This window comes from Arthrobacter sp. NPDC056727, from assembly GCF_042790555.1.
Classification (GTDB): Bacteria; Actinomycetota; Actinomycetes; order Actinomycetales; family Micrococcaceae; genus Arthrobacter.
Window position 1 is genome coordinate 143,218 of record NZ_JBHTZA010000003.1, and the last position, 16,540, is coordinate 159,757.

A 16,540-nucleotide genomic window follows, 5' to 3' on the forward strand; every position below is an offset into this window, starting at 1 on the left:
GGAAGGATAGGCTCTAGGCATGGGGAACACACCGGCCCGGCCGGGGCGGCGCATTGTGGCGCTGATCGGCGCAAACTTTGGCCTTGCCCTGCACCCGGTGGACCGGAACGGCGTTCATATCGCCGGCGAGCCCGCCAGCTGCTTTGCTTCGTTCTGGGTGGCTGACTGGTCCCGGTGGGGAAGCGGAACAGTCCTCATGGTGGCCACGCTCCAGGGCTGGCGCAGCTACGGCTCCAACGAATTCTTTGCCTCTTCCCTCGCCACCGAACTGACGCGCTTCTTTCCGGAGGCTGCGCGCTTTCCGCTCGGCACGGTCAGCCACACCCGGGACGAGTTCGACGTCGAACTCGATCTTGAGCGCGGATTCCGGGCGACCGGACGGCGGGCCGCCATCGAGGTCTCCGGGGTGCTGGACCGGCGGCAGTTCTCCGCGCCGGACTTCCAACTGGGGCCAGCCAGCGCATCGATGAGCAACGTCTACCACCCGTGCAGCGGGGGCAAACTCTCCGAGTTCGGCGTCGAATGGCCCGGCGCCCCCACGGTCTACCCTGGACCGCGGGGGCCCTCATCCTCGGCGTACATGGCGGTGGCCGAGTCCTGGGCGCTGTGACGGGCCGCCTGCGAGGGGTGATCAGCATGCTTGGTATGTTGGGGTGTGGCCTAGTGTTAAGGCTAGACGGCGGTCTTCGGCCGCCGGTTGTTCCGACGTAGAGGTGATGATGGCCAAGCGACGCAACCCCGCGATGAGAATCGCGCAGGAAACAGCCCACAACGCCGTGTTCGACGCCCACGGCAATCCCAAACCCGGTGTCCACAACCTGCTGCTGCGGGCCGTGGAGATCCAGCGCCCGCTGGTGATTGCGAACATCCGCCGGCTCCAGCGCCGCAATCCGCGGGCGTCCGCGGCCCAGCTCGCCGACATCCTGGAACGCGACTATCTTCGGGCAGTGACCGGCGGGGGCGCGCTGGTGGGGGCCACCGCCGTCGTGCCTGGTGTTGGTACCGTGGCGTCCCTTGGTCTCTCTGCGGCCGCCACGGTGGGGTTCCTGGAGGCGACGGCCCTTTACGCCACCTCGCTGGCCGAACTGCACGGGATCCGGATGACGGACCCCGAGAAGGCCAGCACCCTGGTGATGGCCGTGATGCTCGGCGAGGAGGGGACCGCCCTGCTGGGGTCGCTCAGCGGCCAGGCCATGGGCCGGGGCAAGGGCGCAAGCCAGGCCTGGGGAAATGTGCTGACGGGCAGGATGTCCTCGTCCGGCTTCGGCTTCATCCGTGAGCGGATCCAGAAGGCCTTCCTGCGGAACCTGCTCAAGCGGCAGGGGACTGCCCTGTTCGGACGTGCGCTGCCGTTCGGCATCGGGGCAGTCGTGGGCGGTGCCGGCAACCTCATGATGGGCCGGGCCGTCGTCGCCAACGCCAAGGATGCCTTTGGGCCGATGCCGGACACCGTGCCGGGGGAGCTCAAACCCGCAGGAACAGCAGGCCCGGACGCCGGCCCGCCGGCCGGCCGGTCGTTGGAAACCGGCACAGCGGCACGCAGCACATGGGAAGCTGGCACGGTGCAAAGTGAAACAAGGGAAGGTGGCACGCGTGGATCTGAACGCTGACCTCGGCGAGTCCTTCGGCTCCTGGACCATGGGTGAGGACGCCGCCATGTTCGAGCTCATCACCAGCGCCAACGTGGCCTGCGGCTTCCACGCCGGGGACCCCGTGACCATGCTGGACAGCTGCCGCGCAGCCTATGAGCTGGACGTCACGGTGGGCGCGCACGTCGGCTACCGGGACCTCGCCGGTTTCGGGCGGCGCTCGCTGGACATGTCCTTCGACGAACTGTTCGGCGACGTCCTCTACCAGTTGGGGGCGCTGGACGGAGTGGCGCACGCGGTGGGCGCCTCGGTGGACTACGTAAAGCCGCACGGCGCCCTCTATAACCGGGCGTTCCACGACGCCGAGCAGGCTTCCGCGCTGGTGGCTGCCGTCCATGCCTATGATCCCGGGCTGCCGGTGCTGGGCCTCCCGGGCTCCGAACTGCTCAAGCAGGCCCAGGACGCCGGCCATCCTGTCTTCCGTGAGGCGTTCGTGGACCGCGCTTACCTGCCGGACGGAACGCTGGTGCCGCGCTCGCAGGAAGGTGCGGTGCTGCACGACGTCGGGCCGATCGTTGAGCGGGCAGTACGCCTTGCGCTCAAGGGCGAGGTGGTGGCGGTGGACGGGACCGTGGTCCGGGTGGACCCCGATTCCCTGTGCATCCACGGCGACACCCCCGGCGCCGTGGACATGGCGGCCGCCGTCCGGGCCGGCCTGGAGGAAGCCGGTGTGGAACTGGCGCCGTTCGCCTGAACGGTGCCGGCACATTGTAGCGCTATCGCGGCCCCGGGCGCGCCTCCATCCGTTGCTCCAGCACCCGCGCTGTGGCAGGCGGGCTGGTGGCAGGGTCGGTTGTGCCGCGCAGCACGGGCGGCACCGTTCCGGCCGGCTTGGCGGCGGTGAACAGCCAGTCCTGGAAGAAACTCCCGAGGTCCTGGCCCGAAAGCTCTTGGGCCAGTCGCATGAAGTCGGCGCTGGAGACATTGCCGCCGGCATGGGCATCAGCCCATTCCCGGAGGATGTCGAAGAACACTTCGTCCCCTACCCTGTTGCGCAGCGCCTGCAGTGTCATCGCGCCGCGGACGTACACGGCGAAGTCGAAGAGGGCCGCAGTTCCCGGGTCGCCGATCTTCACTGCCCACAACGGCGCCTGGGCAGGAATCGCGGCGGCATAAAAGTCGAACAGCTGTTGAGGGGTTTCCCGCCCCTCGCTTTCGCTCCAGAGCCACTCGGCGTAGGTCGCGAACCCCTCATTCAACCAGATGTCCTGCCAACGGCTGACGGCCATATCGTCGCCCACCCACTGGTGCGCCAGTTCGTGGACCACCACCGAGTCGCCCGATTCAGGGCTGGTGAAGAAGAGTCTGGAGTAGATCGGCCTTGTTTGGTTCTCCAGCGCGAAGCCGAGGTTCTTCAGGTCATCGACGGTTCCGCCGGCAGCGCTGAACGGGTACGGGCCGAAGATATTAGACAGGAACTTGATAATTTCCGGCTGCCTGTTGAACGACGCCTGCACCCGGTCGCCCGTGGAGGGTGGCCCGGAACTGGTCGCGCTCCACTTCGCGTCACTCCGTGGGCTCCCCGGCGGTGGACCGGAAGCTGACCAGCCGTCCGTCGTGTTGCCGTCCTCCTCGAACGACGTGGTGCCTTCGCCTGTGGATACGGTGACGTCGTCAAGCGACACCCCGTCCAGCGCGACGACGTCGTCGGTGACGTAGGTCAAGGAAAGTTCAACGGCCTTCCCGGCGAACCGGGAGAGGTCGAATCCCCACTGCTCCCATCCCTGGCTGGGTCCGGTGGCTGCCCACCACGTTCCCGAGCTTCCACGTGGGCTGCATGCGCCGTTGCGGCTGGCCGTCAGGTAGTGGCCGAGGAAGGGATGAATGGCAATCAGTTGCTGGCAGCCGGGACCGCTTTCGTCGGACGTGTGGCCGGTCGTATCCCGGAGGGTCGTCCAGTCCTGCGCGCCGGCGGTACGCGCTTCCATGAGGGCAAAATCGCGGCCGAATTCGATGTTCCGGTTGAGCCAGAACGAGAGCTTCGCCCCGCCCGGGGGGACCGTAAGGGTCCTGGTCAAACGGGTATAAGTGCCCGCGCGGCTGTCGGACCAGGCGAAATTGTGGCCCGTCCGGGCAACGACCGCCGGTGTGAACAGGTCGGGATCAATTGCGTCGATGTACCGGACCCGCCCATTCCGGTAACGGTCCAGATTGAACTTGCCAACGCTCGCCGTGGCCAGGTAGGTGGCCAGGGGTTCGGCCGCGTGCCACGTCCACGTGGTTTTCCCGTCCTGCGACTCCTCGTCGTCAAGCACGCCGTTGGCCACCACAGACGATCCGTCCGGGACAGTGATCTTGAAAGTGAAGCTCGCCTTGTCCAGAGGATGGTCGTTGGCCGGGAACCAGGTGGCTGCCACGTGCGGCTGCCCGATGATCAGCGAACCGTCGTCGGTCCGGAGGAATCCCGAGATTCCGAACTGGTCAATGACCGGTTTCGGCACGCCGTCATAGGACACAACGGTGTCGAACTCCCGGCCGTCCCTGATGCCCTGCTGCGGAATCACCGTAAGCTCCGCACCGCTGCGCCGATAGGCGGCGTCACTGTGGTTAACCCGGATGCCTCGGACAGTCAGCCCCTGCAGGTCCAGGTTGAACGACGAGAGGTTCTGGGTCGCGCGGGCACGGATAGTGGCGGACCCTGCAAGGAACCCGGTGGCCGGATCGTAGCTAAGCTCCAGGAGGTAACGCCCAACGTCGTAGCCGCCGTTGCCGTCCAACGGATAGTAAGGATCCCCGAGACCGGGAGCGCCGGGGCTGAAACCGCCGTCGTCAGCGTTGACAGCGCTGGCCGGGACGGCCGCCACAGCAGGCAGGACAAGCTGGGCCGGCAGCACAGCTGACAGAACCAGGGCACACAGAAAAAGGCCGGCGCGGTGGAACGCTGCCGGCCGGTAAGTCGCGGGACTCATGGCACCTCATTCGAAACTCCCGAACGGAGCGCCGCGGTGCCGGTCCGTGGACTGGCCACCCATGGACCGGCAGGAGACCGGGCGGCGTAGTTGACACCAAGGTGGCCCTGCCCGGCAAAGCTGTCAAGCTTCTTTTAGCGGCATCATCCCGCGGCGGGCCGCCTGGGGGACAGCCCGCTCAGCCGAATGCCAGGTGGGCCACTGTGAAGATGGCCAGCCCGGCGAGGGACCCCACCACTGTGCCGTTGATCCGGATGAACTGCAGGTCCTTGCCCACCTGAAGCTCGATCTTCTGCGACGTCTCCTCGGCATCCCAGCGGGCCACCGTATCCGTGATCACCCCGGCGATGTCCGACCGGTACGTGCGGACCAGGTAGCCGGCGGCATCGCCGATCCAGGCGTTGACCTTGCCGGCCAGTTCGTCGTCGTTGACCAGCCGGGTGCCGAAATCGCGGACCGCCGCCTTGAACTTCACCGTCAGTTCGCTGTCCGGATCGTCGACGGCGTTGAGCAGCGCGCCCTTGATGGTGGCCCAGGTCCGGGACGCCAGTTCCCGGACTTCCGGATCGCCGAGTACCTGGGCCTTGATGCCCTCCGCGCGGGCGATCATGGCGGGATCGTGCTGCAGGTCCTGGGCGAGGTCCGTCAGGTACTTGTCGATGGACAGCCGGACCTGGTGCTGCTGGTCGTCCTGGACCGCGCGGGTGAATTTCAGCAGCTCGATGTAGACCTTGTCGCCCACCAGGCCGTCCACGAAGCTGGGCACCCACTGCGGGGAGCGCTCCGTGACCAGCCGGCTGACCGTCTGGTGGTTGGCCGCCACCCAGTCCGCCGCCCGGTCCACGAGGAGGTCCACCAGCTTGTGGTGGTGGCCCTCGGCGAAGATCCGCTCGGCCATGCGTCCCACGGGAGGCCCCCACGGCGGAGCCAGGAGGTGCTTGCGGACCATGCCCTCGATGACGGCCTGCACGTCGTCGTCGTTCAGCACTTTGAACGTGCCGCGGATGACGGCGGCACCCTCCCTGGCCACGCGCTCCGCGCCGCCCGGCCCCGACAGCCAGCTGCCCACCTTGGCGGAAATGTTGATGCTGGCCAGCTTGTCCTGGACCACCTGTTCGGACAGGAAGTTCGTCTCCACAAACTCGCCCAGGGAGGCTCCGATCTGGTCCTTGCGGCGCGGAATGATGGCGGTGTGCGGGATCTTCAGCCCCATGGGGTAACGGAAGAGGGCGGTCACGGCGAACCAGTCGGCCAGCGCACCCACCATGCCGCCTTCCGCCGCGGCCCGGACGTATTCCAGCCACGGGTACTGCTTCTGCAGCGCAAAGGCCACGACGAACACCACAGCCATGGCAATCAGCAGGCACAGCGCCACCAGTTTCATCCTCCGGAGGGCGGCCGCCTTTTCGGCGTCGCCCGCCGCGGGCTGATGGCGTCCGACGGCGGGCCGGGCCGCCGGCCGGTCCTGACCCGGACGCTCAGCGGTTGCCTCACCGGGGGGAGATGCCAGCTGGGTGGTTGGTTCAGAGTTCACCTGCATGTGCCAAGCCTAGTCCCGCTTTGGCGGCCCCGGTCGGCTAACGTGTGACCATGACAGCCGACGAGTCAGCCCCAGCCCGTCCCCTGGTCTACGCCCACCGGGGTGCCAGCGCGGAATTCGCCGAGCACACCCGTGCCGCCTACCTCCGCGCGCTCGCCGACGGCGCGGACGGCGTGGAGTGCGATGTGCACCTCACCCGCGACCAGCATGTTGTCCTGCTGCATGATTCCAACCTGGACCGGACCTCGGACGGCACGGGTCCGGTGGCCGAGCGGACGGTCAACCAGCTGCGGCTGCTGGATTTCTCCTCCTGGAAGGGCGCCCGGATCCCCGAAGCGTACGGGCCCAGATCCGACCAGTTCCTGACCCTGCCCGACCTGCTGGACCTGCTCCGGACCGCCGGGCGGGACGTCGGGCTGGCCATCGAGCTGAAGCATCCCAGCCCGTACCAGCTGAAGCTCGAGGACCGGGTACTGGAGGTGCTCCGGGAGGAAGGATGGGACGCCCGGACGTCCCGCCTGGGCAACATCCGGGTGACGTTCATGAGCTTCAGCCCCGACTCGGTCCGGCACCTGCGGAAGGCCGTGCCCGCGGAGTTCATCTGCCAGCTTGTGGATGACGTGAACGTGGCCGAAATCCGCGAAGAACTGGGGCTGGGGCCCTTCACGGGCAGCGCGGTGGCCAACGTGATGAAGGCCGCACAGCTGGAGGGGGAGCGGATCCTCAACGACGGCGAAGTGGGCATGGCCGGCCCGGGCATCGACTATGTACGGCGGCACGCAGGCACCGTGGGGCGCTGGCTGAATTCCGGCCGCCGCTTCCGGGTCTGGACCGTGGATGCCGAGGAGGACGTGGCCCTGTGCCGGGAACTCGGCATCCAGGAGATCACCACCAACCGGCCGGCGCAGGTCCTGGCCCAGCTCCGGCAGCCGGCCTTGGCCGCCAGCACTGCCACCCAGGGGCGTCCGCCGCTGTGATTGAGTGGTGGCATGCCCATCACCTGGCCCCCAAGCCTCCTGCGTTCCCCGGCGGTCCGCGTCGGACTGTCCATCAGCGTCGCCACCGGCCTTTACGGTGTGTCCTTCGGCGCGCTTTCGGTGACCTCGGGCCTGGACTTCTGGCAGACCATGGCCCTGAGCCTGCTGCTCTTCAGCGGCGGTTCCCAGTTCGCGTTCATCGGAGTGGTCGCCGGTGGCGGCTCGGGCCTGGCGGCCATGGGGGCGGCCACGCTGCTGGGAATGCGGAACGGAATCTACGGCATGCAGCTCAACGTGCTGCTCCGGCCGCGGGGGTGGCGCAAGTACGCCGCCGCCCACGTGACCATCGACGAGTCCACGGCCACCAGCACCGGGCAGTCGGATGCTGACGAGCAGCAACGGGGCTTCTGGGCCGCGGGCATTGGAATCTTCGTACTCTGGAACGTCTTCACCGCGGTGGGCGCCCTGGCCGGAGGCGCGCTGGGCGATCCGAAGCAGTGGGGGCTCGACGGCGCGGCCGTGGCGGCGTTCCTCGGCCTGCTCTGGCCGCGGCTGAAGGGCCGGGAACCGGTGGCGATCGCCGTCGTCTGTGCCCTGGCAACGGTGCTGGCCGTGCCGTTCGTCCCTGCAGGGGTGCCCATCCTGATTGCCGCTGTGGTGGCCGCCGTCATCGGCTGGCTCAGCCACGGCCGCCAGGACGAAGGGCTTGAACCGGACATCGACCCCTACACCGGGCGGCATCCCGGCCATCATCCCGGCGGCGGGCACTCCAAGGGCAACGGGACCGGCCGCGGGGGTGCGAAATGAGTCTGTGGGTGTGGTTGCTGCTCGCCTGCGTCTTCGCGTACGCATGGAAATTGGTGGGCTACCTTCTCCCGGCCACCCTGCTGCAGAACCCCAGGATGTCCCGGATGGCCGGCACCATGACCATCGGGTTGCTGGCATCCCTGACGATCGTCAACACCCTGGCCAGCGGGCAGGCCCTTGTCCTCGATGCCCGGCTGGGAGCTCTGGTGGCCGCCGCGGTGGCGCTGCTCCTTCGGGCGCCTTTCCTGGTTGTCGTGCTGGCAGGGGCGGGAGCTGCTGCGCTGCTCCGGCTGGCCGGCTGGAGCTGAAGCAGCGGGAACGGCCGGGCGGCAGCGGGGCATTAGTGGTGACGGGGCTTTTGGGTGACGCAGGTCACCGCGGTTGTATGCTCTAAATGAAGAGGAGTTGTACAAATGAAGGCCGTCAGCAGACTGTCCCGTACCCGCGCCACGGACGCGCCATTCGAAAACAAAGCCCCGGTGGACATTGTCCTCGAGCATCTGCGGCAGGTTGGCCCTGCGGTAGCGTCGCTGCGAAATGAGTCCACACGCCTGGCCAACTGGGGTGAGGAACTGGCCCGCCGCCTGCTTGCCGGGAACCGCCTGGTCACGGCCGGAAGCGCCGGTTCGGCGGCGGAAGTGCAGCAATTCACGGCGGAACTGCTGGGGCGCCACGCGGCCGAGCGCCAGCCGTTCTCCGTCATCGCCCTGCGGCCCGGAATGTCAGCAGGCGCTGCGCCCGTCAGTGCCGTCGAAATTGCGCAGGGGCACGCGGAGGAGGCCGCCAGCCTGGTGCGGGCCCACATCCGTTCCGACGACGTTCTCCTGGTGGTCTCCGCCAGCGGGCACAGGCGTGCCCTGCTGGAAGCCACGGCTGCTGCGCGTTCCGCCGGGGCTGCCGTGTGGGCTGTCACCGGAGCAGCTCCGAACCCGCTGGCCCAGGCCGCAGATGAAGCGATTTGCATCAACTCTGCCAAGCCCCAGGTGCGTGAAGCGCAGCTGATCGCGCTGCAGGCCATGAGTGAGTGCTTGGCCGCGGCCCTGCACGCGCTGTCTGCCCGGCCCTAGCGGCACAGGCGTTAGCGGCTCAGGCTGCGCCGTAGGCGTCGCGGGAAGCCCCCTCGGACCGCCGTGCGAGCTCTTCGGTGGCGAGGTCGTACCAGTCTTGGGCGCCGAACACGGGTGTCGGCGTATCGAGGTTCCGGTAGAGCGCGTCCACGATGATGCCAAGCTCATCGGTGGAGGCCGCGCCCAATGTGATTTCAGGATCCGTTGAATGCTTCATGAAGTGCGCGAGCTGTGAGCGGTTCATGATGCCACGGCCGGTCTGAATTGAACACCTGCAAGGAATGACATGGTGTGCTCCGTATATGGAACTGCCCGAGGCTGACTTCCTAACCCACCGGTGTGCCCAGCTTACTGTGCAGGGGCGGCGTGCGGAACAGCCTGGTCGAACTGCGCCGACGGGAGCGGCACCTGCGGAGGCAGCACCCTGGTGGGCCGTTCGGCGCGGATCGCGTCTTCGACAAGTGCCGCCGGCCGGCGCCAGGCATCGGAGCCCGGTTCCATGGTGTCCACCACGCCGATCAGCATTGCCAGGAGCCGCACCATGTCCGTCAGCGAGATGTCCAGGCGCAGGGTGCCCTGATCCTGGCCGCGGTCCAGGAGGACACCGACAGACTCAATCAGGCTTCCGGTAATGCCGGTGAGCAGATCCCGCCTGCCGGCCACGGCGCCGAGCAGGTTGGCGTTGTCGCTGGCCGCGGTCATGACGGCGTCGATGACCCGGAACAGGCCCTCGGCCGCATCGGTGCCCGCCAGGGCAACGTCGATCACCGGGTCCACATTGAGCCGGAGCTGGCGGTTCAGGGCTGCCAGGACCAGCTGTTCCTTGTCCGAGAAATTCCGGAACAGCGTCGCCGGCCCCACTCCCGCCGTCGCGGCAATGGTCTGCAGCGGAACATCCGGGCCGTACTGCCGGAAACACTCGCGGGCGGCATTGATGATCTTGTCCACGTTGCGTGCAGCGTCGGCACGAAGTGGCTTGCGCTCTACTGCGAGGTTCATGGAACCAAGGTTAGCAACGCTGTGTCAGCCTGACTCCGTTACCGGTTGGTAGCACCGAATATGACACAGCACACGTTCAGGGCCGCGGATTCCGCCGTGTCAGACTGGACCCATGTTGCTTGCATTCTCAGTCGCCCCCTCCGGAATTCCCGCTGATCCCGCCTACGCCGCGGCGGGGGCCGGGGACGCCTCCGTGCATGACGCCGTGGCTGCCGCCGTCACGGTTGTCCGGGACTCCGGGCTCCCCAATAAGACCGACTCGATGTTCACCACCATCGAGGGTGAGTGGGACGAAGTGTTCGACGTCGTCAGGCGCGCCACAGAGGCCGTGGGCAAGTTCGGCAGCAGGGTATCGCTGGTGATCAAGGCCGACATCCGGCCCGGCTACTCCGGCGAGCTCACGGCGAAGGTCGAGCGCCTGGAGGGTGCCCTGGGCGGTACCCCGGCCAACGGCGCCTAAAGAGGCAAGGCCGACGGCGGCTGACCGGGGAGCCTAGCCGGGCCGGGAGCTTGCTGGAAGACTGTGCGCATGTTTGAGCACAAGCCGAGGCCTGAGTGGGCGGCCGTGGAAGAGTACCTGTCCGACGTCGTCGTCCATCCCGACGATGCCGTCCAGCGCGCCGTCAGGTCCGCCGAAGAGGCCGGGATGCCGCCGATCGAGGTGACCCCGAACGCCGGAAAGCTGTTGAAGCTGCTGGTGGCGGCGTCAGGTGCCCGCCGGGTGCTGGAGATCGGCACCCTGGCAGGCTTCAGCACCATCTGGATGGCCCAGGGAATGCCCGACGACGGGCAGCTGGTGACGTGCGAATACCTCCAGAAACACGCCGAGGTGGCCCGGGCGAACGTGGATGCGGCCGGCGTCGGCCACAAAGTGGAGATCCGGACAGGCGCCGCACTGGACACGCTCGCCGCCCTCGAAGCCGAGGGGGCAGCCCCGTTCGACTTCGTCTTCATCGATGCGGACAAGGAAAACAACCCGCAGTACCTGGACTGGGCCGTACGGCTGGGGAGGGCCGGAACCTGCATCGTGATGGACAACGTGGTGTGGGAGGGCGTGGCGCTGGACCCCTCCATGGATGAAGTCAACGCCCCCGGAATCATCGGCGCCCTGAAGATGATGGGGGAGGACAGCAGGCTGGACGCCACGGTCATCCAGACCGTGGGCTCCAAGGGCTGGGACGGCTTCGCGCTCGCCGTTGTCCGTTAGCAGTGGTCCGTTAGTCACGCCCCACAGCGAAGCACCGCCCGCGTACTGGCTGTACGCGGGCGGTGCTCTTCTTGCTGGGCGCTTCTTACCTGCAGGGAACTACTGGATGGAACTCATCGTGTTCCAGCCGGCGCCGACGACGGCCTTGCCCAGGAATCCGGTGGAACCGTTGCCGCGGTAGAGGAGCAGGTTCCCGCGGGCGTCACGGGCCAGGATGTCCTGCCTGCCGTCCCGGTTGAAGTCGCCGGGGGCCACCAGGGAGCTGAAGCCGCCCCAGCCGGCACCGATCTGGACCCGGGGGACGAACCCGCCGGCGCCGTCGCCACGGTAGAGCCAGAGACTGCCTGCAGCGTCCCGGGAGACGATGTCCGGCTTGGCGTCACCGTTGAAATCGGCGCCCAGGATGGTGTTCTGGCTGTTCCAGCTGCTGCCGATCAGGATCCGTCCGGAAAGGCCGCCGTTGCCGACGCCGAGGTAGGCGTAAAGCCTGCCGGCACTGTCGCGGACAACCATGTCAGCCTTGCGGTCACCGTTGACGTCCCCGGCCGCGGTGATGGCCGTGAAGGAGTTCCAGCCCGAACCGATCTGGACGCGGCTGGAGAAGCCGCCGATACCATTGCCCTTGTACAGGTACAGCAGGCCGGTGGAGGACCTGGCCACGATGTCGGCCTTGCGGTCGTTGTTGAAGTCGCCGGTGCTGACGATCGAGGTCATCGAGTTCCAGCCTGCGCCGATCTTGGTCCGGGCGAGGAAGCCGCCGGTTCCGTTGCCGCGGTAGAGCCAGAGGTTCCCGGAGGAGTCGCGGGACACGACGTCCGGACGGCCGTCACCGTTGAAGTCCTCCACCTTGCGGTACGGAGCTGTGGCAGTGGTGCCGATCTGCACGGTGCGGCTGGCCAGCGGGCTGACGTTGCCGGCGACGTCCGTGGCGCGGACCATGAAGTTGTACGTGCCGCTGACCTGTGCGTCCCACGTCTTCGGTGAGGCGCAGGTGGGATCCCAGATCGTGTTGGTCGGCTGCAGCTGGCATTCGAACCGGGCGCCCGCATCACTGCTCGTGAAACTCAGCGTCGGGGAGCTGTCCAGGCTGGGCGAGGACGGGAACGGGCTCACGATCGACACCGGCGGTGCCACCGTGTCCACGGTGAACCTGAGCGTCCCGGAATTCTGTCCGCCGGCAACAGCCTGCACGGAGTGGGAGCCGTTGGCCAGCGGGGTCAGCTTCAGGGAGTAAGTGGAGCCGGTGAGGGTGGCAGCCCGGGGAGCGCCGCCGTCGACAATGAGCTGCACAGGACCAGTGGTTCCCGCCGGCAGCGTGCCCGTGATGGTGGGCGCGTTGATCTTCGTGATGTTGTCGGTGCTGGAGCGGCCGCTGTCGCTGGCTGCCGGCAGGTCAGGCGTATTGGGCCCGCCAACGGAATCCGTCGCGATCAGGCCCTGGACCGTGAAGGTGTCCACGGTGAGGGTGTTGACCCCGGGCCCGCCGGCATTCGGTCCCACGACGCTCACGAAGTTGTTGCCCGAGGGGGCCCCCGTGACCTTGCGCGCGGTATTGATGTCGCCGAGGGTACCGGGTGCAGCACCCTCCTGGCGGAGGAAGGTTGCCGTGGTGCCCCTGCCAAAGTCCCCCAGGAAGGCGGCGCCGACGCCGGCCCAGTCGCACGCGGCGGTGGGAGACGGAGCGCAGACGCCCTGGTCCAGGGTCTGGTTGATGATGCCGGTGGCGTCCGCCGTAAAGGTGTGGACGCCGTACGGGTGGGTGATGGTGTAGCTGGCATTAGGCGTCAGGCCGTTGAGGCGGAACCGGAGCCGGCCGAAGCCCATCTGGTCGCCGTCGACCACGGGTCCGTTGGCGTGAGCTCCTTCGAGGGCGGCCTCATAAAGGCGCAGGTTGCCGGCCGAAGCCTCGGCCCCAAACCAGAATGCCTCGTCCGGGAAGTTGTCCGGGTAGGACGCCGGCGCGCTTGGGTCGGGCGGCTCAGAGAGGCAGCCTTGCCCTCCCTGGTAGCAGAACTGCAGCCGGACATTACCGTCTGAAAACCAGGTGGGGAACCCGTTTGCGGGGTCGACGGGTCCCATCCCGGCAGTTTCCGCGTGAGCGGGAACAGCGCCGAGGGGTGACAGGGCGGCGGCGAGCAGGGCGCCGGCAACGGCCGGGGCAAGACGCCCGGCGGTGGTGGAGGGCCTGCGGTGCGCTGGCCCGGAGCCCTTGGCTCCGTCAGGCACTAAAGGCCTCATCGCGGAATGCGAGGACATGGTAACTCCTTTTTGGACACTCGATTTATGGCCCCCAGTACCTTCAAGGCCAAGCCGGGAGGTGCGTTCCCAACTGCGTCAACAGTGGACGCCGCACCTTGGGCAAAGGTCGGATTTAGCCGGTGGGGAGCGGTGCCGGCACGGCCCCAAGTTGGCGTTTCGTCCCCCTGCGGCGGTCCGGCATTCCGCGGACTGCGGGGGGTGCTGCCGAATTAGACCATCGATTTGAGGGGGCCCAATTGGGGGTGCTCCCTCACATCCCCCATGGCTCCCAGCCCGGTCCGGCTTTTTCCAAGTAGCCCGGGACATCCTCGAACCATCCCCATTCGGTCTCATCCCACTCGAAAGGAGGCCCGGTTATGACCGTGTCCAGACGAAATGTACTGCTGCTGGGTGGCCTCGGTGTTGTTGGTGCGGGTGCCCTTTCGCTCCCGCGGGGCGAGGTGGAGGCCAAGTCCGCCAGCCGGCTGAGCAGCGCAGAGATGCCCAAACCGTTCCAGTCCGCGTTCGTGAAGCCGCCGGTGCTGGCACCCGACAGGACGGAGGTGGACCCTGCCGACGGCCGGCCCGTCAACTACTACACGGTGACCGAGAGGGCAGCCATGGCGTCCATCCTGCCGCGGCTCCAGACTCCGATCCTGGGCTACAACGGCATTTTCCCCGGCCCGACCATCAGCCTCGACCAGGGCACCAAGGCAGTGGTCCGGGTCCGGAACCAGCTCCCGGCAACACATCCGAACGATGGGCATGTGCTCGCCACGTCCACGCACCTGCACGGCTCCGCCTCGCTGCCCCAGTACGACGGCTACGCGAGCGACGTCACGCATCCCGGCTTCTTCAAGGACTACCACTACCCGAACTTCCAGCCCGCCCGGACGCTCTGGTACCACGACCACGGTGTGCACTTCACCGCACAGAATGCCTACTCGGGCCTGGCGGCCCAGTACCACATGCACGATCCGATGGAACGGCAGCTGCTCCCGCAGGGCGACTTCGACGTGCCGCTCCTGATTTCCGACGCGATGTTCGCCGCGAACGGCGCCCTGGGCTATGACGACAACACCCACTCGGGCCTCTGGGGGGATGTCATCCTGGTCAACGGCAAGCCGTGGCCGGTCATGAAGGTGCAGAAGCGGATCTACCGTTTCCGGGTCCTGAACTGCAGCATCTCCCGCTCGCTGCGGCTGACGCTGAGCACGGGGGATCCGCTGATCATCGTGGGCACCGACGGCGGCCTGGTGCCCACAGCGCAGAAGGTGGCCAACTACCGGCATGGCGGGGCGGAGCGCTACGAGGTGCTCATCGACTTCCGCAAGTACAAGACCGGCCAGCGGATCGAGCTGCGCAACCTGTCCAACCCGAACAATGTTGACTACGACTTCACCAACAAGGTCATGGCCTTCGACGTCACGGACGAGCCGGTCAACACCGGGGACCCGACCTGGAACACGGTGCCCACGCAGCTGGCGCCCGCGAACGAGGTCATGGCGATGACCGAGAAGCAGGCCACCAGGGTCCGGAGGTTCCGGGTCAAGCGGAACGACACCACCAACATGTGGACCATCGACGACGACAGCTGGCAGGACGTCATCGCCAGCGGTTACAAGAAGGTCGCCGCAGAAGTCGACCTGGACGGCGTCGAAGTGTGGGAGATCGAGAACAAGTCCGGCGGCTGGTTCCACCCCGTCCACATCCACCTGGTGGATTTCAAGGTCCTGAGCCGCAACGGCAAGGCGCCGTTTCCCCAGGAACTCGGGCCCAAGGACGTGGTCTACGTGGGTGAGGGTGAGACGGTCCGCCTGCTGATGAAGTTCGGCCCGCACCGCGGACGCTACATGGTGCACTGCCACAACCTGCCCCACGAGGACCACGACATGATGGTCCAGTTCCGGGTGGGGCTGAAGGAAAACGACAATGATCCCAACGACCCCATGACGGCGGCGCTGCCCCAATGGGACGGCTAGCGGCGCACAGGGCGGATCCGAAACCCCGGGCCGGCCCCGCAGTCTCCGGGAACCCTGCCGGCTCCGTCCGGCAGGGTTTTCGGGGGAGGACAATTACGACGGCGGTGCTGCTGGCCGCCGCTCTGCTCGCCTCCCGGCTGTGGCTGATGGAGCTGGTAACGGTCAGCTCCGAAAGCATGGAACCGGCCCTGCCCAAGGGCAGCACTGTGCTGATGTTCAAGCCGGGACCGGCGCTGGGGGCCGTCAAGGCCGGAGACCTCGTTGTGTTCACCAGCCCGGAGGACGGTAACCCGGCGGTCAAGCGCGCCATTGCCTTCGCAGGCCAGAGTGTTGCCATCGAGGATTCGGTGCTGGTGGTGGACGGGGTTCCGCAAGCCGAGCCCGGGATCGACCACAGCCGCATCGACGGTACCTACTTTGGTCCGGTCACGGTGCCGGCCGGCCACGTCTTCGTCCTCGGTGACAACCGGGCCGGCTCCATCGATTCACGGACCTACGGGAGCGTGCCTGTGGAATCGCTGCAGGCAACGGTGCTGTGGCCCATCGGCCGGTGAGGGGGATGTGACTGCCCAAAAGATAAGTATGCTGGGAATCATCCTGGCGGGCTGCCCGGCCGGCCAGGCATGACCATGCATCGGTGACGGCAGCGGAGGAAGACATGAAAGCATCCGAGACTCTGGCCAGCAATCTCCAGAAGGTCCTCACCGACCTGATCGAGCTGCACGTTCAGGGCAAGCAGGCGCACTGGAACCTGGTGGGCACCAACTTCCGGGACCTGCACCTGCAGCTGGATGAAATCGTGGACAGCGCCCGCCTGCTCGCCGACCAGACTGCCGAGCGCATGAGGTCGCTCCACGCGCTTCCGGACGGCCGGAGTGCCACCGTCTCGTCCGGCACCCGGCTGGACCAGTATCCTGCCGGCCTGACCATCACCAAGGACACCGTCAAGCTCATCACCGCGAGGCTGGAACAGACGGTCAAGACCATGCGCGACGTCCACGATGACGTGGATGAAGAAGATCCCACCAGCGCGGACCTCCTGCACGAGGCCATCACCCGGCTGGAGCAGCTGGCCTGGATGGTGAACGCGGAAGTGATGCCAGCCTCGGCGTCGGTCACCGAACCGGAACAGGGGTAGCGCGGCCATGACCCGTTGCCCCCGACT

At 67.3% G+C, this 16,540-nt stretch carries 17 protein-coding genes; 12 read left to right on the forward strand and 5 right to left on the reverse strand.

Going from position 1 to position 16,540, the window contains the following annotated elements; all coding sequences use genetic code 11:
• Positions 1 to 19: 19 nt before the first annotated feature.
• The 3 genes from ACFRAH_RS04050 (at position 20) to ACFRAH_RS04060 (ending at position 2,343) form a co-directional block, all read left to right on the forward strand.
• Positions 20 to 610 carry a hypothetical protein gene (locus ACFRAH_RS04050; protein ID WP_377989637.1) on the forward strand — a complete coding sequence of 197 codons (591 nt, stop codon included), beginning with the start codon at positions 20 to 22 and terminating at the stop codon, positions 608 to 610.
• A gap of 109 nt (positions 611 to 719) precedes the next feature.
• A complete protein-coding gene (locus ACFRAH_RS04055; protein ID WP_377989806.1) occupies positions 720 to 1,610 on the forward strand; it encodes a hypothetical protein in 891 nt (296 codons plus the stop codon).
• Positions 1,594 to 2,343, forward strand: coding sequence for a LamB/YcsF family protein (locus ACFRAH_RS04060; protein ID WP_377989638.1), 750 nt, complete (start codon positions 1,594 to 1,596; stop codon positions 2,341 to 2,343). The genes ACFRAH_RS04055 and ACFRAH_RS04060 overlap by 17 nt, the downstream gene beginning before the upstream one ends.
• Before the next feature lie 22 nt (positions 2,344 to 2,365).
• Here ACFRAH_RS04060 and ACFRAH_RS04065 read toward each other — a convergent pair whose 3' ends face one another.
• Both ACFRAH_RS04065 and ACFRAH_RS04070 read right to left on the reverse strand, forming a co-directional pair.
• Entirely contained in the window at positions 2,366 to 4,558 is a 2,193-nt protein-coding gene (locus ACFRAH_RS04065; protein ID WP_377989639.1) for a M1 family metallopeptidase, read from the reverse strand.
• Positions 4,559 to 4,736: 178 nt separating this feature from the next.
• A complete protein-coding gene (locus ACFRAH_RS04070; RefSeq protein WP_377989640.1) occupies positions 4,737 to 6,098 on the reverse strand; it encodes a DUF445 domain-containing protein in 1,362 nt (453 codons plus the stop codon).
• A 50-nt stretch (positions 6,099 to 6,148) separates the two neighbouring features.
• On the opposite strand from ACFRAH_RS04070, the gene ACFRAH_RS04075 reads away from it, so the two are divergent.
• The 4 genes from ACFRAH_RS04075 (at position 6,149) to ACFRAH_RS04090 (ending at position 8,949) form a co-directional block, all read left to right on the forward strand.
• Positions 6,149 to 7,075 carry a glycerophosphodiester phosphodiesterase gene (locus ACFRAH_RS04075; RefSeq protein ID WP_377989641.1) on the forward strand — a complete coding sequence of 309 codons (927 nt, stop codon included), beginning with the start codon at positions 6,149 to 6,151 and terminating at the stop codon, positions 7,073 to 7,075.
• Between the two features lie 12 nt (positions 7,076 to 7,087).
• A complete protein-coding gene (locus ACFRAH_RS04080) occupies positions 7,088 to 7,882 on the forward strand; it encodes an AzlC family ABC transporter permease (RefSeq protein WP_377989642.1) in 795 nt (264 codons plus the stop codon).
• The gene (locus ACFRAH_RS04085; protein ID WP_377989643.1) at positions 7,879 to 8,190 is read left to right on the forward strand and encodes an AzlD domain-containing protein; all 312 of its coding nucleotides are present in this window, start codon (positions 7,879 to 7,881) and stop codon (positions 8,188 to 8,190) included. Before ACFRAH_RS04080 ends, ACFRAH_RS04085 begins: the two co-directional genes overlap by 4 nt.
• A gap of 105 nt (positions 8,191 to 8,295) precedes the next feature.
• Positions 8,296 to 8,949 carry an SIS domain-containing protein gene (locus ACFRAH_RS04090; RefSeq protein ID WP_377989644.1) on the forward strand — a complete coding sequence of 218 codons (654 nt, stop codon included), beginning with the start codon at positions 8,296 to 8,298 and terminating at the stop codon, positions 8,947 to 8,949.
• Between the two features lie 19 nt (positions 8,950 to 8,968).
• Here ACFRAH_RS04090 and ACFRAH_RS04095 read toward each other — a convergent pair whose 3' ends face one another.
• Both ACFRAH_RS04095 and ACFRAH_RS04100 read right to left on the reverse strand, forming a co-directional pair.
• Entirely contained in the window at positions 8,969 to 9,193 is a 225-nt protein-coding gene (locus ACFRAH_RS04095) for a hypothetical protein (protein ID WP_377989645.1), read from the reverse strand.
• A gap of 104 nt (positions 9,194 to 9,297) precedes the next feature.
• Complete coding sequence (locus ACFRAH_RS04100; RefSeq protein WP_377989646.1) at positions 9,298 to 9,948, reverse strand: TetR/AcrR family transcriptional regulator; 651 nt, start codon at positions 9,946 to 9,948, stop codon at positions 9,298 to 9,300.
• A 112-nt stretch (positions 9,949 to 10,060) separates the two neighbouring features.
• Here ACFRAH_RS04100 and ACFRAH_RS04105 point away from each other — a divergent pair, with 112 nt between their 5' ends.
• A complete protein-coding gene (locus ACFRAH_RS04105) occupies positions 10,061 to 10,408 on the forward strand; it encodes an MTH1187 family thiamine-binding protein (protein ID WP_377989647.1) in 348 nt (115 codons plus the stop codon).
• A gap of 69 nt (positions 10,409 to 10,477) precedes the next feature.
• The gene (locus tag ACFRAH_RS04110) at positions 10,478 to 11,155 is read left to right on the forward strand and encodes an O-methyltransferase (RefSeq protein WP_377989648.1); all 678 of its coding nucleotides are present in this window, start codon (positions 10,478 to 10,480) and stop codon (positions 11,153 to 11,155) included.
• A 99-nt stretch (positions 11,156 to 11,254) separates the two neighbouring features.
• On the opposite strand, the gene ACFRAH_RS04115 is transcribed toward ACFRAH_RS04110, so the two are convergent.
• Positions 11,255 to 13,411 carry an FG-GAP-like repeat-containing protein gene (locus ACFRAH_RS04115; protein ID WP_377989649.1) on the reverse strand — a complete coding sequence of 719 codons (2,157 nt, stop codon included), beginning with the start codon at positions 13,409 to 13,411 and terminating at the stop codon, positions 11,255 to 11,257.
• Positions 13,412 to 13,770: 359 nt separating this feature from the next.
• On the opposite strand from ACFRAH_RS04115, the gene ACFRAH_RS04120 reads away from it, so the two are divergent.
• The 3 genes from ACFRAH_RS04120 (at position 13,771) to ACFRAH_RS04130 (ending at position 16,513) form a co-directional block, all read left to right on the forward strand.
• Positions 13,771 to 15,375 carry a multicopper oxidase family protein gene (locus ACFRAH_RS04120; RefSeq protein ID WP_377989650.1) on the forward strand — a complete coding sequence of 535 codons (1,605 nt, stop codon included), beginning with the start codon at positions 13,771 to 13,773 and terminating at the stop codon, positions 15,373 to 15,375.
• Positions 15,376 to 15,467: 92 nt separating this feature from the next.
• Positions 15,468 to 15,929 (forward strand): signal peptidase I, encoded by a 462-nt coding sequence (lepB, locus tag ACFRAH_RS04125; protein WP_377989807.1) that lies wholly within the window; start codon positions 15,468 to 15,470, stop codon positions 15,927 to 15,929.
• A gap of 104 nt (positions 15,930 to 16,033) precedes the next feature.
• Positions 16,034 to 16,513 carry a Dps family protein gene (locus ACFRAH_RS04130; RefSeq protein WP_377989651.1) on the forward strand — a complete coding sequence of 160 codons (480 nt, stop codon included), beginning with the start codon at positions 16,034 to 16,036 and terminating at the stop codon, positions 16,511 to 16,513.
• Positions 16,514 to 16,540: the final 27 nt, after the last annotated feature.